We start from the raw sequence: 22,517 nt of genomic DNA, 5'->3' as shown, positions 1-22,517 counted from the left end.
CAGAAGGGTCTCTCCTATTTCAGTACTTTTACTGTTACCTCAAAATCTGCACTTTTCTTCTTTGCGGCTAATTTCAGAGGGAGAAAAACCTTTAGCTGATAGTCTCCTTCTTCTAATTCTCCCTTCCATGTATGTGTGTCATCTTTTACAACCGTCTCGTTTAGATCTGAGGTTTTACGATACAGTTTAAAAACAGCCTGCTTTTTATTTCTAACCTGAATCTGAACTCTTGACTCAGATTCTAAGGCAAACTCAAATGCCTGTGACTTAAATCCCTGAATCTTTCCTGTAAATTTCTTTTCCCATGCTATGTCTGGAGCACTAACAACATCCTGTGGTACTGTATCGGCTTTTATAGCCTCGCTTGGTATCAATGTAGCAGTATCTCTGGAAACAGTGTCCCGAGTAACAACAGCCGAATCTAAATGCTCCGTTTGTATCTGTGCATCAGAGGATTGCTTTGAGTTGCAACTATAGAAACAGAACAATCCAATCAGGCAGATCAGTTGCCACTTGGAACTACTTCTAAAAATATGGGGTTTCATGAGGAGTCAAAAATTATTTTTAAGCAAGTAAAAATGAGTATTTTATTTCATTTTCCAGCGAATAATTGAGTACTGTTGACTCTATTTTTTTATTGTATTACCTATACCTGCCTATTGTCCTATGAAACTTCCATCCATATTATACATATACGATCCGCTATGCTTCTGGTGTTATGGTTTTGGACCAATCTTACAAAAACTTTTTGAATCCCTTCATCATAAAATCCACTTCGAAGTTTTATCCGGAGGTATGTATATTGGGAATCAGGCAGGCACAGTCAGTCAAGTGTCTCCCTATCTCAAAACTGCCTATAAAGAAATAGAAAGGCAAACAGGCGTCCCTTTTGGCGAAAACTTTGTCCAGCATATTTTAGAACCAGGCACAGCTATTCTCAACTCGGAAAAACCCTGTATTGCGCTCACAACATTCAAGAGTTATCAACCTGAGAATATTGTTTACTTTATCCACCATTTGCAGGAAGCATTTTATTACGACGGCAAAGATCTGAACGAAGATGCAACTTACCATCCACTGGCAAAACTTTTTGGTATTGATGGAGAAGAATTTGTCAAAAAGATGTACCACCCCGACTATACACGAAAAACAAAAGAAGAATTCAAGATTGTAAATGAAATGGGAGTATCCACGTTCCCAACTATTCTTTTACTTACAGAAAAGCAAAATTATCTGCTTACCCGTGGGTATATAGATTTCGAACCTCTTTATCTTACGATAAACCAACTGCTTTCTCCTGTCAGTTGATTTATTTTTTAGACGTTCGCATTGCCTTTATCTTTTTGATCTTGGGGTCACTTTGAAGTTTTTGGTATAGTTCTGTTTCCATTCCAAAGATAGCTACTTTACCTTCGCTGTTAGAGTGAACTCCAAATCCGTAAGTCTTAGTCAAAGGCGAGGAGCGAAAGCAAGGCTGCCCCTTTGAGAAGAAGTTTTTTCTTGCCTCTCCATATTCTTGCTCTGTCAAGTTATTTCTCTCTGCAAAAACCTGAAAAAAGATATCATCAGAAGTAAACTTGTAAGGGTTCTTTATAAGTAACTCATATTGGCATTCAGCAACTGTTTTATTGCCACCTTTTGATTTTGGTATTGTTCCACAACTAACTTTGGTATCTTCTGCTACTTCAATAAAAGTGTCAAAATAGTTCGTTGTATGACTTATTTCTTTGCTCATGTTATTATCTTATAATCGTTGTTGTATTTGATACCAACAGTCTACATTCTATTACCTAACCAATGCCTTTTAAATATTGCTTTCATTGCATCGAATCTGTCAGTATAATGGAAGATAACGACTTATGTATTGCCTCAACCCATTTTTGGTAATATATAGTTGTTGGTAGTTATTTTTGGTTGCTATTATTCCCTGCAAAATAAAAAATGCCTGTCGCAAGAACAACAGGCATTTTGCATTCAACTGAGCAGAAGATAATTATTCATTCTTTCCAACAAAGAACCGTACTTTTCTTTTGTAAGTCCATACGGCATTTGTCGTATTTTTTCTATTCATCAGAACTTATCAGGATTCAGTTTACCTAACCATATTTTCTTTTCCTTTCTGCCTTCACAAACCACAATAAGTTTAGCGGTTCCGTTTTCAGTACCACCTTCTCTAATAACTATTTCTGAATCGCCATATTCATCAAATAAATAATAGTCGTCATTGCCAAATATCTTTACATCACTGATCGAAGCATTTGCCATATTGATCCGGGCTGCACGAATCTGATATCGTGGCCAGTAGTAGGAGGTTGTGGTGACAGTAGATAAGAACGTAGATGTATTCGACTCAGACTGAATGACACGGGGAGACTTTAATAATAATACCACATCTCCATTTGAGTTTGAAACCAGGCCTAATGTACAGTGATAATGTCGTGCATCTGTTAATCCTCCACCTGTCAAACCACCTTTTTTCGATTCAGGATCTATGCTATAACTCGCTTTCAACTCTCCTCCTGGACTAAAATGAAAAATATAAGCATCTTCATACAACCGTTCTTTATCCCGTAGCTCTAGTTTGTAATCCTGTGCCAGTACAAACATGTCCCCATTGGGAGCAGTACGCATCTCAGCAATCTCTACCCGTTTGCCATTGTAGGAACTTAGTCCTTTCTGATTGGAAGGCGTCTTGGTTTTCTTCTCAAAATCTTCAATGGAAGACAGGCTTACAAAACCAACACTTTTAGATTTTAATCCTACCATCTGAAAATGGGTGAATTTATCCATCTCAGCCATTTTGGCTGGGTCTTTATAAGCATCAAAATATGATTCGGTTATATCTTTGGCCTTACAGGGTCCATAGGCTACCAGACTTTCTCCAATCTGATAAATACCTTCGATTTTCCAGTCGTTTCCTTTACTGTTGAATGCAATGCGATCCACCAATACACCATCAGGATTGATGCGAACCAGTGTATAGTTGTTGGCTGCCCCTCCTTTGCTTTTATTCATTCCTGCTCCTTCTGCTGGTGCAAATACAATCACATAGTCAGTCAATACATCTTCCGCATCATGGCTCTCATCAGACTGCACACTACCAAAATAGATAGGGTATTGCAGGTACTCAAACGGAAGCTCGATTTTATGCAAGATGTCCAGCTCTTTGTTTACATGCAGTACACTAAAGTTTTTCAGGCGAGCAGCCGCATCTTTTTTATCCTTTTCTCCTACCAATGCCAGCACTTCCCCTTTGGTATCCATTTCATAGGCATCAAAAAACCACATTTTACTTCCATCATCTGTTTTGGGCTTTATTTTATCCAGGGTTCTTACATTCTTGCTATAACCCATCTTCATCCAGTTCCACCCATAGGTAATTTCCTTGCGTTTAAATACAGCATTACCAAACATATCGGCTTTGGCTTCTAGTCCAATAACAGAGTATGAATCTCCTTTGTATCGCTTTAACTTTCCTCTCTTCACTTTTACCAATTCATCTTCAGAATTCTCTTCCTTAATAAAGTTGAGGTCATAGTCAAAAAAATAACTTTCATACTTAATTTTTTTGTTGGTTGACTTAGTCACAAATGAAAGTTCAATCTGTTTGGTATCGGCATGATTGACAATTTCATTCAGTTTCCCTCTGGCCGCCTTTCGGGATACATCCTGTTTGACTTCTTTTTCCAGTTGCTGGGCAAAGGCATTCTGAATACAAAACACACAGATAACACACACTACTCTGAAAGGTAATGATAAGAACATAACGATTGGAAGTTAGTTAAGAGACTAAAATTTGCTTGAGAGACTATATCAGGTAAGTGGTGGGATCATTTGAAGATCTGCTACAAAAAAATATAGTTTCGATACGTATATCAATACGGCATTTGTCGTATTTTTCAGCAAAGCTCCTCCAAAGATAACTTACTGTGCATGAGACATTATTTACCTTTTCTCTTCTTCTTTGCCCTGTTTTCTATTTATGGCCAGCAATCATATATTGAACTTTCTCCCACCACCGATGAGATATTCCTGAATAAAAATGTTTACATCTATGCAAATGCTTGTAGTTCAGCTACTATCAACAGTCTACTTATTGAAAAAGCTTCTTCCTTTATTCCAAGTTCTTCTATTGTACCAAATTTTGGACGGGCAGGAGGTGTTCACTGGGCACGTTTTCATGTAAAAAGCCTAACTACCAGGCGATGGATTCTTGAAATAGACTTTCCTTACATTGATAACCTTCAAATCTTTCTGGTCAAAGATAAGACACATCTGGTTGGTCAGTGGGGACCTATGGGCTGGCAATTAGCATCGGACAAGCGACACATCAATCATCGTAACTATATAACTGCGCTAGATTTACAAGCCAATACTAACTACACTGTATATATTCGGGCAAGCAATAAAATAGGATTACTAAAACTCCCTATAACTTTATGGGATGAACAAAGATTTTATCAGGCAGATGACCAACGTATGATAGCATGGGGTTGGTTCGGGGGAATTATGTTCTTTATGAGTTTGTTTGGTTTATTTCTATATCTGGTATTTCAGGATCAAACCTATCTTTACTTTTCTATTTATACACTAGGGTTTATGTATCTGATGTATCTGATGGAAGGTATCATACGTTACTTTTTTCCTACAGGTCCTGATTGGCTTACAGGTAGCGAAGCCCGTCCGCTATTTTCTATTCTGACAGTAGCAGCCTTGCTTAAGTTCTCGCAATTATATCTCTTTATTGGTCGACAAACCCATTCGCGTGTATATGTGTTTATCCAATATGCATTGTACGCCACCCTTGCCTTACTAGTTAGCATCTATGTCTATTTGTTTTACCATATTTCCAATCATCTGCTTTTACAAATTGGAAATACATTAATTATACTGATCGTGTTAAGTATAGTACTCCTGGTTATATGGCGTATTATTCAAGGCTATAAACCAGCCCTTTTTTATCTGGTTGCGATTCTTCCTTTTATCGTTATTGGAATTGGTCAGACGTTACTGAGCTATAATCTGATCAGTCATAGAACTATATTTTTTGAAGGCTTGCCATTTGCAGTAGTATGTAAAGTCTTTATACTATGCATGGGATTAATTTACCGCTTTAAAATATATAAAAGCAAAAACGAAAACCTGCTCCTTGAAATTAATAAGGAACAACAGCGCACCTATGAAGCTATACTAAAGGGTAAGGAAGAAGAAGGCAAACGAATGAAAGAAGAACTTCGGGCACTGGAAATGCAGACAATGTATCAGTCAGAAAGAGAGCGAATTGCAAGGGATCTGCATGATAATGTAGGTTCACAGCTTACATTTATTATCTCTAATCTTGATTATATAGCCCATCATTCTGAGCAAACACAAGAAAAAAACTCACTGAAACCCACTCTCGAAGAGGTAGGAAACCATGCCCGCGAAACCATGCATTTATTACGGGATACCATGTGGGCCGTTCACAAAGAAAGTATCACTGCCGAAGAGTTAGTGAAAAGGCTACAATATTATGTCAATCAGCGGTTTCGCTACAATGAAAAACCTGTATGCCAACTTACATTCTTATTGCATAAAAATCCACTTCTAAAACCGGGAGATGCCTTAAATCTGTTTCGTATTGTACAGGAAGCGCTCAATAATGTACTCAAACATGCCCAGGCTTCTGTTATCCAGATTTATGTATCCATCTCAACAGATAACGAACTTATCCTGCAAATAGGTGATAATGGTGTCGGTTTTTCCATACAGCCTTCAACTGTTGCTCAGGAACGATTTGGCTTACAAAATATGCAGAAGCGGGCAGAAAGTATTGGTGCACGATTTGAACTTCAATCTGCCTTTAACCAGGGAACTACCGTTTCGGTCACAATGACCATATAAGCAAATGAATAAAATACGGTAAATGCCGTATTTTATTCTACTACTGTCTGATGTAATTTTGTCATTTAGCTTCATTAACTTAGTTACCAAGTGAGGACAAGCATAGCATTAGTAGATGATAACAGGTATCTGATCCGTTCCATTAGTCAAAACCTGGTATGTTTTGAAGAAATAGAGATTTTGTTTACTGCTTATGATGGTGGTGAAGTACTTGAAAAGCTAAAAAATATAGCAGAACTACCACAGGTGATCCTGATGGATATTGAAATGGAGCCAATGGATGGCATTACAGCAACTGCCTTGATACGAAAATATTTCCCTGATATTAAAATCATCATCTTATCTGTATTTACAGAAGATGATAAAATCTTTGAAGCGATACGGGCAGGGGCTTCTGGGTATTTGTTAAAAGATGAAAAAAGTGCACGAATTGTAGATGCCATTGAACAAGTAGTAGAAGGTGGCGCGCCTATGTCTCCCTCCATTGCACAGAAAACTCTGCAATGGCTCAGAAACGCCCCTCCTCCGGCATCAACCGCAGCCACTCTGACACCGCAAAGTTTTGATCTAACTAAACGGGAACTAGAAATTCTGGAACACATAGCTATAGGACTTACCTATCAGCAGATTGGTGATAAATTATTTATAAGCTCCAAAACAGTCCGTAAACACACAGAGAATATTTACCAGAAGCTCCACGTACATTCCAAAGTAGAGGCGATTCAACTCGCTAATAAACACAACTGGCTAGGAAACATCTAATCAACGAGTGGTTAGTGATCCATTGCAGATAGGATGGAAATATTTACATTTAGCCCATTATCTCTGATCGCTGGTTATGAACAATACAATACAAAATCCGGAAGTATGGCTCAGAGGGCCATTACCAAATATACCTCCTTTGCTTCAGCCTGTAGCTCATGCCCTTCTACAAGCCCAGGAAGAACTATATACCTATTTAAAAGATTTTCCAGATACCTTGCTTTGGGAACGTCCTGGTGGTGTAGCATCTGTTGGATTCCATCTCCAGCATCTGGCAGGAGTACTCGATAGGTTGTTTACGTATGCCAAAGGACAAGCACTGACCGAACAACAATTAAATTCGCTTTCCTTGGAAGGCAAGTCTCCTACTCCATCCACAACTACACAAGCACTATTACAAGCTTTTGATACACAATTAACAATGGCTTTAGCTCAATTGCGAATAACAGAGGAACAAAGCCTTACAGAAGTGCGCAGAGTCGGTAGAGCTCAGATTCCCTCTACAGTAATAGGTCTGCTTTTCCATGCTGCTGAACATACCCAGCGTCATGTAGGGCAACTACTTGTAACGGCGAAAGTGTTAGTAATTACGGTATCGGACCAAAAATAAATCTCTCATTTTCAGAGTCTCCCGTCATAAACCAGTACAATCCAATGTACATATTTGGTAAATTTTTGTATATGTTACCATACAATTGTGAAAAACAATCAATTTTATGTATCTCTAAAAAGCTCTATTTAGTTCTATTACAAAGTATTACATGTATGAAGCCCTTATTTCCTCCATAAATCTGGAAGGAAGGTATATATGTATGATAATGAACAAATTATGACTTTACAAAGGGGGTATGAATGTAGTATCTTTGTATTGTAAGTCAAGTAGATATATCCTCAGATGTAAGTCTGATATAAATATAAAAATACGAATTTAGGTTGTAAGTGGTTTGTTACTGAAATTCTCCGAAAGCATCTTTCGGAGAATTTTTGTTTTATACCAATAAGGTCTTGCGATTTCTATAGCATCAAGGACACAAACCAAAACATGCAGATCCTGCTACAATTTACTTACCTTTTAAAATAGAATGCAAAAAACATGGGCTACCAGACAAAGTAGATCTGTTTCAATAAACACAAACTTTAAATTAAGAAGAACAGCGAAGGATAGTTAAAAGAGCTGGCAGAACTCAGAGGATAGGAAACTAATCATTTGTATTTGCTATACTTTATAACAACATCTACTTAATCGTAATCAGACAAACTATTGCCTGGCTTATCGTGGTCGCATGATAGTAGGTCTTGCTTTTGCAGGTACATTTTTAGCGTTAGCCATCAGATCATGATTTGGTAGTATGCAGAACTTATCTTTAATAGAGTCAGTCAGCGTAGATAAATTGCTTTTATTAATTTGTTGATCAGCAAATCTTCCATCACATGCCAGCAGCAATACCAATCCCCCAAGAAATACAAATGGTTTAATAGTTGGGTGCATATGTGTATGTAACTACGTATGGTAAATTAACATAACAAAGTAACCACTTTACATACTCATATAAAAGGGTATTTTTCCCGTTTTTATCAGGTTTTTGTAGCTATCTTACAAAGCTTGTTGTATAACATTAATTCAAAACAAAATTTTATTTGGCCAAAGCAGCCAAAAACTGCCTAACCTGTTTATGTTTGTGAAATACCAGCACCCTGCAATGTATAGCAAATTCTGTTATGTGTTTGATTACTTTAGGCCGATTTGTGTATTTGTAGTATAAAATCAACATCAAAAATTCCCAGTCTAATTTTTCAGGGCATCCTTCGGCCATATCAGGCCAAGTACTCCCCCAATAGTGAAAGAATCGTTTGATAACCCGCCAAAGGCATAAAATAGTAGAAAATTCTAAAAATATGATGGTATCTGCCACCTGAAACCGTACTGCCATAGTAGAACTATAGTTACCATCTATGATCCATTGGTCTTTGATTAGAATATGTGTCAGCCGTTGTGCTTCCTCTTCTCTGGATAGCATTTTACAGTCTGACTGCCAGAATTCTGCATCCAGATGAATAATAGGAATCTGTATAATCTGTCCTAATTGTCTTGCAAGAGTAGATTTTCCAGCTCCTCCACATCCAACAATAACTACCTTTCGCATTTCAGTATTATCCATAGACCTTCTATAAGAAGAATATCCTATACGTTTCAGATAAAAGGTGTTAAAGATAACTACTCATTCAGAATAAACACATACTTATAGGATTGACGTGGCAGAAAAGCAAAACCCTGCATTCAACGAACACAGGGTTTTATTCGCAACTACAGCGAAACCAATTTACCACAGTGAGGTGGTAGTACTACTCGCAAAAAAACAATGCCTAATATTCTGATTTACAGTCATTACAGCTCTATTTCTGCAGATAACTCTTGGAGACATTTTTCTATTTCTGTAAGTACAATGGGGTAAAACGAATAATAGGTTCGCTTTTCATTTTCATTTGCTATTCCTAAAATCACTGTTTCTGCTTTACATAAAAGTGAAAGTTTATCTACAACAGATTGTACTATTGTTTGAATACTGTTACTCAAAAACATAGCATTGGTTTCTACTACATGAACTATTTCATTCTGATACTGAGCAGAACCAATATCCAGTGTATAGGAATGATAAAAAGCATTTAATTCACCTTCAGATATTTTATCCAGGCAGTATTTTCTAAGCCCTATCAGTTGAAACGATAGTTCCTTGTAAGCAGCATACCTGTGTTGATAGAGATATTCTCTCTTTTGGGCTCTGGTTAGGTATCTATATGTAACTACACTAGCCAGAAACGCCGATACCACAGGAGAAGCTATCAGTAATAGTGTAAAGAGTAGATTATGGTTCATAGAATGGAGGATCAGAGTGGCCGATAAATCCTCATTTAATGAATGATGCTTTTAAAAGTAACCTCTAATACACAAACCATTCAATAACAATCATTTATTGGATAGTACTACTTACAAGTGGTACAACATCTCTTACTTCTATGTTCCCTCCCATTTCCAGAATAGGATTGGTTTTAGCCAGTTAAATGGCTTCTTCTAGTCTGTAGTTTTAACAACTATATAGCGATTGATATAGGAATGATTAGCCAGGTCAGCCATTGCTTTCACCTTATTTCCGGATTATACCAGAGTGGCCTGATTGACAGATAACTGGTTTCCATTATCAGCCAGCTTATCTTGGGTTATTATATTGTTCATTCTTTTCATCCTTTCCTGAATCTGTTCGGAATATGCACATCCAAAAAATAGTGAAAGAGCCTGCTTTTAGGCTAAAGCAGGCTCTTGAATTGTCAAATTGTATTATTCTGTTTTCTATCTAGAAGACAAAGGCTTCCGGATACATATGTATCTCATCTTTGGCAGAGTATTTACTACGCACAGATACCTCATCGGTTGGTGTGATGGTGATATAGCTATCATTGGAAATCCAACATCCATCTCTTGGTGTTTCAGTAGGAGGAGTATGATCTGCATCATATTGTTGTTCACAGAACAGGATAGCCGCTTCCCAGCTTTCCACAAAGATACTTTTACATCCTACCTCGATTTCAAACTTGATTTTTGCAACTTCGTTTGCATCATATGAAACGAGTCCACTTTGATTTTTGTACATAGTATTTACATTAGTATCCTTCTGACAGTATGTGTCAGAAGATATTTTCAAAGGTTAGGTTTTAGAAGACAGATACTCGATAGCCTTATGTTAGAATCAAAACTTCCATAACCAGGCGTACACATTGTATTAATCCTCCGAAAGTCATTCTGGTAAATGCGGAATTTTACTTTTTCATGAACTTACTCACTATCAGAACATCAGAGAAATAGTATATGAACTTGTCTATTTATAATGCAATCAACTACCATCCACTGATCTCTTATTCTTTAATAAATAGTAGGACTCAGCTAGTTCAATGCGCTTTATAGATTGTTTCATGCACCCATTGCACTTCCTCTTCAGGAGTTACATTATCAGACAGTTTGCTTAAGCGACTAAAGGTAGCCTGAGGAGGATCGTAAGGCTGACTGGTAGTTGAATATGGACCAACCACTCCCAACATCCAGCCATTTTTGGCAGCCCAGTGAGGTTGATTTATCCTGAAACGAAATACTTCATAATACATTTCTGATTGAGCATCATACAGACTCAGTATAACTCGCTTTATATGTTCCAGTTCATCTGGACAAGCATCCAACTCTGTTGGAAACTCCAACCAGCCTGCTAGATTACTTGCGGCAGCTTTTTCAATCGTATAAAACTCTTTGGGAAACAATTGGGTCTTGTTATACTTCTTCAGTAACAAAAATGTCATCTCACGAGTTAACAGATTGCTAACATATCTATGCATTTCTTCAGGAGAGGGAGTTTGCTTATTTTCCAGTTGGTGATGGAGAGATTCTATTCTTTCATAACGAGCGTTGGCTATCTTTTTGCCTGCGTTTCGAAATGCATAGTTTTTATAAAGGAAAAAACCTGCTACGGCAATAATGAATGCAATAATGGCAATAACCACAGTACTTAAAAACATTGCAAATTCAGATTAGGTATAAGTATTATTCGGCAAAGATAGAGCAGATAATGCAAATAAAAAGCAAAGATACTGTTGCTTGTATTATACAAAAAGCCGACCCTTTACAGAATCGGCTTTTGTACTTGAAGCTATTTACTCACAAACCAAACACAAATATATTTGTCACATGTGTCCCGCATTGGCTTGAAGATCCTTTCAGGAGGACAATAGAGGGCTTTCTAAGTATGAGTGTTCCGTTCTGGAGGATAAGAAGGGAGTAATCCGTTCACATAGAAGGAAGAACATTCCATTCAGGAGTAGAGAGGAATATTCTTCCTCTATGGATGTTTAACGGATTCAGCTTTTTTTAAATCCTTACCTGCAATGGAATCCCAGGAATATAATCCAAAGGTTCGGTTGTCAGACATGGCTATAAACAAGCCATGTGGGAAGTCCGGACCCAGTGGCAATGCAGTTATGTCCGAGCCATCACTCTCATGAGAAGCTACTTTTACTACTTTCAGCAACTGGTGCCGATGTGGATTCTTGCTGGAGCCTTCACGAGTAAAGATATGAAACTTATCAGCCTGCTGGTCTGACACCAGTATATAGCCTGTTTTATCATCTACCGCATAAATAGAAATACCTTCATGATCACCACTAAAACCCGTTGTAGCAAACAAAGCCAGTTCGTCATTTCCTTTATCCGGGTCTGCATAATACTTGCGTACACCTACAGTTTCGTCTGAATAGTATACATATCCCAACGCATCATCTACAGCAATAGACTCAATTTCTTTAGCTCCACTGTAGGTACCAAACTTACGCACCAGAGTAGCTTTTAGCTGACCTTTTCCATTATCTTCCAGCAGATACTGCCACAGGTATTCTTTAGATGGGCCTGTTTTCCGGCCAACAATAGCATATATTTTTCCATTAGCAGGATTCTTGTACAAGGAAATTCCCATCAGATCCCGAAATTCGTTATCAGCTGGTTCTCCTTCAAAAACAGGTAAGCCACCTCCATCTACAGTCTGCATGGATGGTAAGCTATACACACGTAGTTTATGGGTAAGGCGTTCGGTCACCACAGCAATGTCTGTGAGCTTCCCCCCTATCATCACACCATATTCTATATCCACATTATTAGGGCGTTTCAAGCCTTTTACTACCTTATCAGCGATGATTTTTCCTTTCAGGTTATAGACATATAACGCTCCGTTTTCATTCTTGTCAGTCCCCAATACCAAACTCTCACTGGCATTAGCTGGATTGATCCAAATGGCAGGATCGTCTGTATCATATAGAGTAGTATCAGTAGTATAAACAGGCTGAATCACTGTTGCAGTATCATACACTGGACTAAAGGTATGTATAGTATCTGCAGATGGTTGGGTAGATGTTGTGGTTTGGTTTGAGTTGGACCCGCAAGCCATACACAACAGCACTACAGGTAAGAAAATATATTTCATGGATTATTATCTAGTATCAAAAACAAATGACTTAACTAATTTCGATCAAAAATACAGGGAATCATTTTTTCAGATGAAGTATGGTTTCAGGAATGTCATCCAGATACTCTCCCTTCAACGTCAGTATTAATTTTTCAGTATCTACCGGATCAATGACATATTCACCTTCCAGTGTAAACTCCACAACCTTTCCATCTTCCTGCTCAATTTCTTCTGAAAATTCCAGCGAACCGTTTAATGTCGCAAATAGATCTTCTATATCTCCACCATACTCCCCTTCCAGTTCAATTTCTTTGTTAACCAGTTCAGATGCATCACACTCATCGGGTTCGGTTTCGTTCAGGGTTATTTTCAGTTGAAAACCTTCGTATCCGACTTCGATTTCAATCTTGTCTACATCTGTGCTTTCCAGATTAGCGATGGACTCATCAAATGACCCAAACAGGTTTTTGAAGGCTGCAAACTCAGTGGCATCACTGGCATCAACTTCCCATTCACCAAAAACAGCTTCATCATCCAATACCAGGTAGGCAAACTCATTGACTGTATTCACAACCACATTTTCAGTAGAAGCACTTATTCCGGCCAATGCGAAAGTAAAGCCACGTTTTTCTGTGTTGAGGGTCTTGTCATCAAAAAAGTCTTCATCCGTTTCCAGTTCGATTTCAATACTTTCTACACCGGCTGGAAACACAACGGAACCTTTACCAGTAGCCAGGTCTAGTGAAAAATTCAAATCTATAGACTCATCTTCAGAAGTTGTACAGTCATCTATTTCATAGAAGGCCCTCCCTACTTTCACATAATCCGACAGCTTACTAAATCCTTCCAGATCTTTGATTTCAAACGACACAGTAACTGCCTCTTTTAGTGGGTTCACAATCCCTCCCAGCTCTTCACCGGATGGGTCATATTGCTTAAGCAGTTCAATACCAATGCTTACTTTATCTTCGTCTTCTATATCCCCATCGCCCTCATCACTGAGTACAATTTGTTTCGGAAATTTTTCCAGTGAAATCGGTTCTACTACATCGTCGTGGCGTTTATCACAGGCAGCCAACAGCCCGCAGGTTAGCAATGCCAACCCTACTCGGGTATATTTATTCATAAAGTTGTCAGTTTATAGTTATGGATAGGCTATTGTCTGCAGCATCGTCAGTTTATGGATACCACTCAAACTGGCAATGCTGCATCAATGGATTACTTTGTTTTATCCAGTATGTTAAATTTGATTCCAAAGCGGGTCCACCATCCATAAAATTCACGTTGGGTAGTGAAATTACGAGTACCTGCATAGGTCTCAAACGGTTGATTGGTCAGGTTCATGAATTCTGCAAAGACTCTCCATTGCTTCGTAATAGTATATCCAAGTGTCACATCCAGTTGCATGCGGTCTTTCACGTAGATATCGTCTGCGGGGGTAGCTCCGGTAGCAGACAGGTAGCGACCATTGAAATTCAGGGAAGCACGGGCACTGAATCCCTTGTATTGATAGGACAGAGATACATTCCCTACATGGGCAGCCTGTCCGGGCAGATTCAGCATTTCAGTTTCCGGAGCCTCATTGCGCTGTACAATAGCAGAAGAATGAGTATAGGTATAGTTCAGATAGACACCCAAACCAGACAAAGCACCTGATAAGAAATTCAGATTTTGCTGATAAGCCAATTCTACACCCAACAAATCTGCTGTCTTACCGTTTTGTACCTGAGTAATCAATAGATCCGTAGCTATTGGTGTAGCTGAATTGAGCGGATAGCTTCCGGTAAACCGACGGGTATAGATAAAGTTATCCAGCTTTTTGTAGAAGAATCCACCAGAAATAATACCGATAGTACCCAGGTATCGTTCAGCTAAGAGGTCAAGGTTAAATGCCTTGACAGGTTGTAAAACGGCATTACCTACTGTTGCAATCAGGTCTTCCAGACTAGCTTCCTGAGCAGGAATGATCTGGTCAAAGTTAGGACGAGCATAAGAAAATGTTCCCGCTAAGCGGATATTTGTCAGTTCGTTAGCACTGTATTTAAAATGTAATTGAGGTAAAAAGAACTCATAATTACTCTTTCCACTTACAGGAAGTATTTGTTGCAAATCACCATTGGGAGCAAATACAACATCGCTGGATTGATAGCTTACATTCGTACGTTCATACCGAACTCCACCCAGCACCATTAACTTACGAAACTGCTGGCGAGCCATTGCATATCCAGCATAGACATCTTCAGTTGCAGTATAGCTTTCCAGTGCTTCATCAGCGGCTTTATCTTCAATCTGCAATTCAAAATTCTGTGGATTAGCGTTAAAGTATCGAATAAAAGAAGGAATAGATACGCTAGGGCTTAACTGATATCGGTTGCCTATAAAGTTTTTATCCAACAAACCACCTTCAAAGAAAGACAGATCCGGAATATCACTCAATGCTTCGTATTTATTTTGTGTGATGGCATAACTCTTCTCTTTAAATCGCACTTTACCACCTACCTTGATCAAACCCCCATTGCCTCCCCACTGATATGGAATTCCGAGATTGAACTTTCCGGTAATATTCCGGTCTTTCGCAAAAGTGTGTCCAGTCTCGAAGCTGTCAAATGAATACAGTGTATTGTCCAGGTAATGGGCTGAAGACAATCTAGGGTAATCTGTCTGGAAAGTAATGTCAGAGGCAACATCGCTGGCAATAAAACCTGCTTCATTGTCAAAAGGAGTATCCTGTGTAGCATAGGAATATGATCCTTCATAATCCAGTGTAAACTTTCCAAATAAATGGTTGGCGCCAACATTGATACTGGTCACGGACTGGGCTTCAAACCGATCTTTGGTAATATGTTCAACCTCATCATCTGCTGGCAGAAATACATAGCGGCGACGCCATTCACGGTCTGTAAACCGGCTGTATAGCCCACGTACATATACCTGATGGTTTGGATTGAATTTGTAGTCAATAGTAGCACTGGAACCAAAGCGGGTACGGGTAAGTTCATAATCCCGTAATTCTAATCGATGCTCTTCCGGCTCAGCTACATTATCACGGGTATCTCGTTCCCAGTTGTCAGACCCCAGATTGTTGGTATAATGGCTTATATTGAGCATCACACCCAGCTTTTCCTCTTTGCCTAATCGTTGCCCATATTGTAAGGAACCCTGCCAGTTGCCACGTTTCATCAGATTATTATAGCCACCTGCCAGTGTACCATTCAGTGTTGTGATTCCACTCTGGGCCGTACGAGTTATCAGATTGACAGATCCTCCAATGGCATCTCCGTCCATATCCGGAGTTAATGACTTGGAGACTTCCAGTGATGATAGCTGGTCAGAAGGAATCGCGTCTAGTGCCACATATCGTACACCGGCTTCTGGCGAAGGGATTTGCTCTCCGTTTACACTGATATTGGTAAACTGTGGCGATAATCCCCGTACCAACACATAACGACCTTCTCCCTGATCACGCTCAATATTTACACCGGGTACTCGTTGTAATGCTTCGGCAGCGTTAGGGTCGGGAAATCGTCCGATCTGATCAGCTGATACCACATTTTTAATATTATCTGCAGTACGTTGCTGATTCAGGGCACGTGCCTGACCTTGCAACTGACCTGTAATGGTCACACCAAGAATTTCAAAACTCTCATTTCGAAGAGGAATAGTGACAGTAGTTACTTTGCCCGAAACAACTTCAACAGAAACCATAGAAGGCTTATACCCCAGATAAGATATTTTCAAGTCAACTTTACCAGAAGTAAATACGTTCAGTTCAAACTCGCCTGACAGGTTAGCTGAAGCACCGGCATTGGTTCCATCCACAGTGATACTAGCTCCAGGTAATGGCTGATTATTCTGGTCATCTATTACTTTACCTTTGATAATTCCCTGTGCTGCGCCTACGTACCAACACAGCCACAGAAGGATAAAGAATGTACATTTTTTTTTCATACTTTGGGTAGTTTGCCACAAATGATTACTCTGCAAAAGTGCAGCAATGCCTCACCAAACCAGCACGTAGAGCGTAAACAAAAAAGCAACAAGAGACATTACAGAAAGCAACAAAGAGGCTACAAATTAACACAAACAACTAATAATCAGCATGTTGCTTTGTAATATCAAATTGTAATGAAGATGTTACCAAAGTGTTATGTAAGAGGATACCCTTCTCAATGCATGAGTTACACTTATTGATAGAGGATTGTCATCAGGAAGCTAAGTATAGGAAGAATTTTATCTGCGGCTCTTGTTTCAAGTCAACAGTATAGAAGAAGAATCAGGTTATACCATGGAATTCAAGAGAAGTAAAGAAATATGTAGTATGTAAATTATATATTTGCCCTACCTATCCAATGATTCATGAAATACTGTTATCTCATTTTAGTCACTTTATTTTTAATTGCCTGTCACACAGATTCTGATAAAAACACAAATGAAAAGCCACAGGATAGCACTGTTTTACAAAATCAGTTGACCAATACTATTGCTGAACCCAAAGAAGAAATCATAGTTGACACTTTAAACATAAATCGTCAAAAACTTATCAAATATTCATTTCCCAATAATCGTTTTTTCGGATTAACTACTCTAAAGGGAGATACTCTGATTAAATTTGGAAAAGATTATTTCTATGCAGATATATTAGATATCAATGGGGATGGGAATAAAGATATTCGGATTTTTGGCTTCGCAAATGTTCCCAACGTGTGTGAAACTTATTTGTTCGATGAGAAGACGAAGAAATACAGATTTTTGGAAAATTGTGATTTAGACATTCAGCAAATAAAAAACACACCCTATTTCTATTCATACGCACGAGCAGGTTGTGCCGATTATAACTGGGAAAGTTATCTGTCTAAAATAGTAGATTTTAAATTAATTGATATAGGCTTTATAGATGGAAGAGGATGCGAATATGAAAATCCAAAAGAAAGCCCTCGCCAAATAAAGATCTATAAAATCAAAGACAAAGGCCATATACTATACAAAACTCTACCTTATAGCAAACACATTCCTACCTTCTCAGACAAATGGGATTTTATTAAAAAATACTGGACAAAGAATCATAGACAGTTTATTCACTAGAGTATTGCCTACTTTCCACCAGCGTTAGCTTTGCCCCCTCCAATCTACCAGTAAATAGACCCAGCAGTTATTACCCAAATCTGAAAATTTGTTGACTCCTGCTTCTTTCTACAAGCAGTATGATTATTTTTTTACTCCTTGTAAGAAACGCTTCTGTAAGTAGTACTAATTGTGTAAACAGTAGCAAAACTATCACGGCCGTGACGGAAAAGGAACACAAGCATATTTTTGAAATCTGGTTAAAACAGTACAAAGGAGTCATCTTTAAAGTTGTCAGAGCCTATGCATTTAATATAATGGATCAGGAAGATCTCTTTCAGGAGATTGTGATTCAGGTATGGCATTCTGTTCCTGCGTTCCGTCAAGAATCAGCCGTGACAACATGGATATATCGTATTGCATTGAATATTGCGATTAAATGGGTACGCAAAGAACGGAAGCACAATCAGACTCAAACATTGGATCAGACAAATATATCTGAGTCAGTTTTGCTGGAAAGTAATCCCAAGACAGATGACCGGCTGGACTGGCTTTATGAGCAGATCTCCCGATTGGATGCCATTGACCGTTCTCTTGCCTTACTGCTACTGGATGATTTTAGTTACAAGGAAATGGCAGGCATTGTAGGTATAACTGAGTCCAATGTAGGAGTCAGAATTAACCGGATTAAAAAACAGCTTATCACAAAAGTTAAAAACGATTATGGACTTTAATGAAATGAAGACTATCTGGAATCTACAAAATAATCAGCCTCTCTACTCTATCAACGAGCAGGCGCTATATGAACGCATTCAGCAAAAAAAACAGCAGGCGTTTCATATTACTCAGATCAGTGAGTTGCTGCTAATTATTGTCAACCTGGGCTGTGGCTGCTTTATTGCCAGTATCAATAAGTCGAGTATATCCCTGTATCTACTTGCAGCCTGGATGTTGGTTAGTGGTTTGTATATACTGATAAGCCGTATCCGTCGGATTCAGGGCAACAAGCGGTTTGATCGATCTATACAGGGAGATATGGAGCATGCACTTTCAGTAGCCACCTATCAGGTACATATTTCTATTTTGGGAAGATGGAACATAGTACCAATTGGCATACTGGTGTTGTTTTCTCTCTTAGAAAGTGACAAGCCTATCTGGATAGCCGTCGTATTGTTTATATTTCTGGCTCTGGTACACTACGCAACAGGCTGGGAGCATACTCTCTACAAAACCCGCAAACGCGAACTGGAAACGTTGCAGAATCAGTTGAAAACAAACACTCCATCTGATATTCAAACTCATTAGACAGATCATACAAGACTGACGATCCGGATAACTAGTTATCCGGCAGGGAGAGTATGCCCTATAGGGACAACTGTAGCCATATCTTCTAACAAACAGAAATACATCTGTATATCCTACTCCATACTAACAACTATCCATTTAAACAACACAAACAATGAAAACAAAAACACTTCTGCAAGCAATCGTATTGTTCCTGATCGTCACTAAACTATATAGTCAGGATCTGACCGGGCAATGGAATGGGGTACTTCAAATACAAGGTAAACCCTTAAGAATAGTCTTTCATGTAACTAAATCAACCAACGGATACAAAGCCACATTGGATAGTCCTGATCAAAATGCTGCAGGTTTGTTAGTAACAACTACGAGCTTTCACTATCCGAATGTAAAGTTTGAAATTACTGATCTGGGTATGGTTTATGAGGGAACAATGTCGTCAGAGGGTATTACCGGGAAATGGTTGCAGTCGGGTACCGCATTCTTTTTGTCACTGGTTAAAAACACAGACATTTTACAAAAGGCAATAAAGTAAAGTCTTTTATTACTCCTATTACTACAACTATGTAAGCCTTTGTCAAATCACTCTGCAGTAAGGAGCAGAGTGATTTGGTTGAAAGTATCATATATTGTGAACAGACCTACCAGTAAACGTATAAAATATAAACAACAACGTTACAACCCCTGAGACAATTCCTCTATATTTGTAAAAAAAGTAAACCCTTTAATGAAAAAACGCTCACAGTTCAGTGTGAAAGCTATACTCAGTTTTTTGATAGCACTATGGGTGTTAAACTTCAGTATCGACTCGCCGGATGCTTATGTAGGTAATTCCCGTATTGTGCAATCCGTTCAGGAAGACTTGTCGGTAAATGACATTGAAAGTTTTGCAGAACTGATTGTCGAAAACTTTCTGGGACATATCAATGCAATCCCAGAACATGACGAGGCAGATGAACACTCAGATATTCAGAAGATAGTTGATTATGTATATATAGCACCTTCTTTTGTTATTGCACCAGAAAATGGTGCTGAAATTACTCGGGTATTAACTGTATATCAGGAATGTTGTTACCCTGATCACCAACCTGATATAATTTCCCCTCCTCCTAAATCCAAGGCTTTCTCTCTTTTGGGATAAAGTATTCCTTTACTAAATTAGTATTCCACACTCAATACCATGTGGAGCATGGTATATTTTATTCTGGTTTCTGATTTCAAAGTAATTAGCCTCAATCACTGTTTTTTTCAATCTCAAAAAACAGGCCTGATTTTATTTCCTTCAGCCCACTAAAGCTGTCACAATTTAAAAAATCAAAAAAGCTGAGGTTACAATTAGTATTTACATTCATAAAATGTCTACATGGAACTCCTTATCATACTTTTATTAATTATCCTCAATGGCATTTTTTCTATGTCTGAGATTGCCATTGTCTCTTCAAGAAAAACCCGTTTGGAACAGGCAGCTAAATCAGGTAATAGTGGTGCCCGTATTGCATTGAAACTTGCAGGTGAACCGAATACCTTTTTATCTACAGTGCAGATAGGTATTACTCTCATCGGTATTGTAACAGGTGTGTTTGGAGGGGCCAGTATGGCAGAGATGTTAGCACCTACGTTCGCTAAAATACCTCTGCTAGCACCATATAGTCAAACTATTGCGTTAACACTTGTGGTATTGTTAATCACTTATCTCTCACTGGTAGTAGGTGAACTGGTTCCCAAGCGAATCGGGATGAATGCACCCGAAAAAATAGCCATGCTGGTAGCACGTCCTATGGACATCTTATCCAGAGTTACAGCACCGTTTGTCTGGTTATTAAGTAAGTCAACAGAGTTCCTTCTGACTATATTTCAGGTAAAGACATCAGAAGAAGCACCTGTCACTGAAGCCGAAATACGCTCTCTGATTGGACATGGTACCCGCAGTGGTATATTTGAGGAAATTGAACAGGATATTGTAGAACGCGTTTTTAATCTCTCAGACCGGAAGGCGGGATCGGTAATGACCAGCCGACTGGACCTTATCTGGCTGGATATAGAAGACTCCTTAGCGACAAATCTCAAAACCATAGCAGAAACAGATCAGGAAGTTTTCCTGATCGGACGAGAAAACATTGATCAGATAGAAGGAGTGGTAAGTACAAAAAAGTTGCTGGATGCATTGATTCAGCAAAAGCTTAGCCGTCTGGAAGAAGTTATGCTTAAACCTGTATTTGTTCCTGAATCCATGGATGCCTTTCGGATACTGGAATTGTTAAAAGATGCACAGGTTCCAGCAGCTGTGGTGATAGATGAATTTGGTACGGTTCAGGGATTGGTAACCTTACAAGATCTGTTTATGGCAATGGTTGGAGAAGGTGCAGGAGGCAGTGAAGAAGAAAAATGGATTGTTACCAGAGAAGATGGGTCCTGTCTGGTTGACGCCCGCCTACCAGTAGATGAATTCATTCATTACTTTGAACTAGATGACGTAGATGATGAAGACAGAGCAGGATTTCATACGGTTGGAGGTTTGATACTTGATCTGGCAGGTCGCATACCTAAGACAGGTGAAGTCTTTACCTGGCATACCTATAAACTGGAAGTAGTAGATATGGATGGAAACCGGATTGACAAGCTGCTGGTTAGCCAGAATACATAATAACATTGTCCTACAGTATGTACATGTACTTCAATAAAGAACAGTCTTACTATCGTTCTTTATTGAAGGTACGTAGACATTGAATATCTGATAAGAAAAATAGATATCACTCTTTCACATAAGATAATATAGGAAATACAGGCACTTTCCTTATTCTACTAAATGTACGCTTCCCCAAGGATATATCCTGATTATCAGAATACAATGTATCGTTCTTGAGGGTTAATGCGATATTATTAAAATAGATGTTTGATGTGAAATCTGGACCTGTAATTTTAAAAGTGTAGATTTTTTCAAGATTGATAGAGGCTTTAAACTTACCTTTTTTATACTTACCTGTTGATGAAGATGAGTCAATAGAAGTTTCAGTTGATATAGCAATCTGCTTAACAGGTTTATAGGTATCATAGCTTGTTAAAAGAATCCTTCTTTTATCTACTTTCCATACTCCTTCAGTAAAATGCTCCCACAAACAAGTTCGTTCATGAAAACAAAATGTACCATTCTTTCGCAGAAGCAATTCAGAATCATCCCACATAGTACTTTTATACCTCCACTCTCCTACCAGTCTCTGTGCAATATTATTACGTTGAGGCTTGGGAATAATTTGTGGGATTACCAATAAACCCAACGTAATGAACAAAACTCTGTAGATGGTATTCATAGATATTACACAGTTAGCAATTTTAAATAAAAGTCGCAACTCTTTTCAAAGATATAGAATGGGTACAAGGTAAGGAATCATTTATTTATGAAAACGTTTGAAGTTCATGATTTTCCTTCTTCCATTACCCCAATTAATAATATAACATGATTAAATAACAACAAGAGAAATTACGTATTTTCAGGAGACACTGAACAGAGGATTA

General features: G+C 38.5%; 22 protein-coding genes. 10 read left to right on the top strand and 12 right to left on the bottom strand.

The window, feature by feature from the left end; translation table 11 throughout:
- Positions 1-14: 14 nt before the first annotated feature.
- The gene (locus QNI22_RS03445; RefSeq protein WP_314509222.1) at positions 15-545 is read right to left on the bottom strand and encodes a hypothetical protein; all 531 of its coding nucleotides are present in this window, start codon (positions 543-545) and stop codon (positions 15-17) included.
- A gap of 121 nt (positions 546-666) precedes the next feature.
- Between QNI22_RS03445 and QNI22_RS03440 the strand changes: the two genes are divergently transcribed.
- Positions 667-1,308, top strand: coding sequence for a DsbA family protein (locus tag QNI22_RS03440; protein ID WP_314509221.1), 642 nt, complete (start codon positions 667-669; stop codon positions 1,306-1,308).
- A gap of 1 nt (position 1,309) precedes the next feature.
- Here QNI22_RS03440 and QNI22_RS03435 read toward each other — a convergent pair whose 3' ends face one another.
- Both QNI22_RS03435 and QNI22_RS03430 read right to left on the bottom strand, forming a co-directional pair.
- Entirely contained in the window at positions 1,310-1,735 is a 426-nt protein-coding gene (locus tag QNI22_RS03435) for a DUF6157 family protein (protein WP_314509220.1), read from the bottom strand.
- A 335-nt stretch (positions 1,736-2,070) separates the two neighbouring features.
- A complete protein-coding gene (locus QNI22_RS03430; RefSeq protein ID WP_314509219.1) occupies positions 2,071-3,765 on the bottom strand; it encodes a hypothetical protein in 1,695 nt (564 codons plus the stop codon).
- Between the two features lie 168 nt (positions 3,766-3,933).
- On the opposite strand from QNI22_RS03430, the gene QNI22_RS03425 reads away from it, so the two are divergent.
- The 3 genes from QNI22_RS03425 to QNI22_RS03415 all read left to right on the top strand — a co-directional run bounded on the left by QNI22_RS03425 (position 3,934) and on the right by QNI22_RS03415 (position 7,255).
- A complete protein-coding gene (locus QNI22_RS03425) occupies positions 3,934-5,883 on the top strand; it encodes a sensor histidine kinase (protein WP_314509218.1) in 1,950 nt (649 codons plus the stop codon).
- 90 nt (positions 5,884-5,973) lie between these two features.
- On the top strand, positions 5,974-6,645 hold the full coding sequence (locus tag QNI22_RS03420; RefSeq protein WP_314509217.1) for a response regulator: 672 nt from the start codon (positions 5,974-5,976) through the stop codon (positions 6,643-6,645).
- 76 nt (positions 6,646-6,721) lie between these two features.
- Positions 6,722-7,255: a DinB family protein gene (locus QNI22_RS03415; protein WP_314509216.1), complete on the top strand. Its 534-nt coding sequence runs from the start codon at positions 6,722-6,724 to the stop codon at positions 7,253-7,255.
- A 660-nt stretch (positions 7,256-7,915) separates the two neighbouring features.
- On the opposite strand, the gene QNI22_RS03410 is transcribed toward QNI22_RS03415, so the two are convergent.
- The 8 genes from QNI22_RS03410 to QNI22_RS03375 all read right to left on the bottom strand — a co-directional run bounded on the left by QNI22_RS03410 (position 7,916) and on the right by QNI22_RS03375 (position 16,589).
- Complete coding sequence (locus QNI22_RS03410) at positions 7,916-8,134, bottom strand: hypothetical protein (RefSeq protein ID WP_314509215.1); 219 nt, start codon at positions 8,132-8,134, stop codon at positions 7,916-7,918.
- Between the two features lie 145 nt (positions 8,135-8,279).
- Entirely contained in the window at positions 8,280-8,804 is a 525-nt protein-coding gene (locus QNI22_RS03405) for a P-loop NTPase family protein (RefSeq protein ID WP_314509214.1), read from the bottom strand.
- Between the two features lie 227 nt (positions 8,805-9,031).
- On the bottom strand, positions 9,032-9,520 hold the full coding sequence (locus tag QNI22_RS03400; RefSeq protein WP_314509213.1) for a hypothetical protein: 489 nt from the start codon (positions 9,518-9,520) through the stop codon (positions 9,032-9,034).
- Positions 9,521-9,995: 475 nt separating this feature from the next.
- A complete protein-coding gene (locus QNI22_RS03395) occupies positions 9,996-10,292 on the bottom strand; it encodes a hypothetical protein (protein WP_314509212.1) in 297 nt (98 codons plus the stop codon).
- A gap of 295 nt (positions 10,293-10,587) precedes the next feature.
- Positions 10,588-11,205 (bottom strand): hypothetical protein, encoded by a 618-nt coding sequence (locus QNI22_RS03390; protein ID WP_314509211.1) that lies wholly within the window; start codon positions 11,203-11,205, stop codon positions 10,588-10,590.
- Positions 11,206-11,525: 320 nt separating this feature from the next.
- Positions 11,526-12,659 carry a phytase gene (locus QNI22_RS03385; RefSeq protein WP_314509210.1) on the bottom strand — a complete coding sequence of 378 codons (1,134 nt, stop codon included), beginning with the start codon at positions 12,657-12,659 and terminating at the stop codon, positions 11,526-11,528.
- Positions 12,660-12,720: 61 nt separating this feature from the next.
- A complete protein-coding gene (locus tag QNI22_RS03380; RefSeq protein ID WP_314509209.1) occupies positions 12,721-13,767 on the bottom strand; it encodes a hypothetical protein in 1,047 nt (348 codons plus the stop codon).
- Positions 13,768-13,859: 92 nt separating this feature from the next.
- Entirely contained in the window at positions 13,860-16,589 is a 2,730-nt protein-coding gene (locus QNI22_RS03375; protein WP_314509208.1) for a TonB-dependent receptor, read from the bottom strand.
- Between the two features lie 408 nt (positions 16,590-16,997).
- On the opposite strand from QNI22_RS03375, the gene QNI22_RS03370 reads away from it, so the two are divergent.
- From QNI22_RS03370 to QNI22_RS03345, 6 genes are all read left to right on the top strand, one after another.
- The gene (locus tag QNI22_RS03370) at positions 16,998-17,723 is read left to right on the top strand and encodes a hypothetical protein (RefSeq protein ID WP_314509207.1); all 726 of its coding nucleotides are present in this window, start codon (positions 16,998-17,000) and stop codon (positions 17,721-17,723) included.
- A gap of 200 nt (positions 17,724-17,923) precedes the next feature.
- The gene (locus QNI22_RS03365) at positions 17,924-18,436 is read left to right on the top strand and encodes an RNA polymerase sigma factor (protein ID WP_314509206.1); all 513 of its coding nucleotides are present in this window, start codon (positions 17,924-17,926) and stop codon (positions 18,434-18,436) included.
- Positions 18,426-19,007 (top strand): hypothetical protein, encoded by a 582-nt coding sequence (locus tag QNI22_RS03360; RefSeq protein WP_314509205.1) that lies wholly within the window; start codon positions 18,426-18,428, stop codon positions 19,005-19,007. Before QNI22_RS03365 ends, QNI22_RS03360 begins: the two co-directional genes overlap by 11 nt.
- Before the next feature lie 154 nt (positions 19,008-19,161).
- A complete protein-coding gene (locus tag QNI22_RS03355) occupies positions 19,162-19,539 on the top strand; it encodes a hypothetical protein (RefSeq protein ID WP_314509204.1) in 378 nt (125 codons plus the stop codon).
- Between the two features lie 192 nt (positions 19,540-19,731).
- Positions 19,732-20,145, top strand: a complete 414-nt coding sequence (locus QNI22_RS03350) for a hypothetical protein (RefSeq protein ID WP_314509203.1) — start codon at positions 19,732-19,734, stop codon at positions 20,143-20,145.
- 222 nt (positions 20,146-20,367) lie between these two features.
- On the top strand, positions 20,368-21,648 hold the full coding sequence (locus tag QNI22_RS03345) for a hemolysin family protein (RefSeq protein ID WP_314509202.1): 1,281 nt from the start codon (positions 20,368-20,370) through the stop codon (positions 21,646-21,648).
- Between the two features lie 106 nt (positions 21,649-21,754).
- Here QNI22_RS03345 and QNI22_RS03340 read toward each other — a convergent pair whose 3' ends face one another.
- Complete coding sequence (locus tag QNI22_RS03340; RefSeq protein WP_314509201.1) at positions 21,755-22,312, bottom strand: hypothetical protein; 558 nt, start codon at positions 22,310-22,312, stop codon at positions 21,755-21,757.
- Positions 22,313-22,517: the final 205 nt, after the last annotated feature.

The sequence above is a fragment of the Xanthocytophaga agilis genome (assembly GCF_030068605.1).
Lineage (GTDB): Bacteria > Bacteroidota > Bacteroidia > Cytophagales > 172606-1 > Xanthocytophaga > Xanthocytophaga agilis.
Note: the sequence above shows the minus strand (reverse complement) of the source record. Positions and strands in the feature narration are given on the sequence as shown.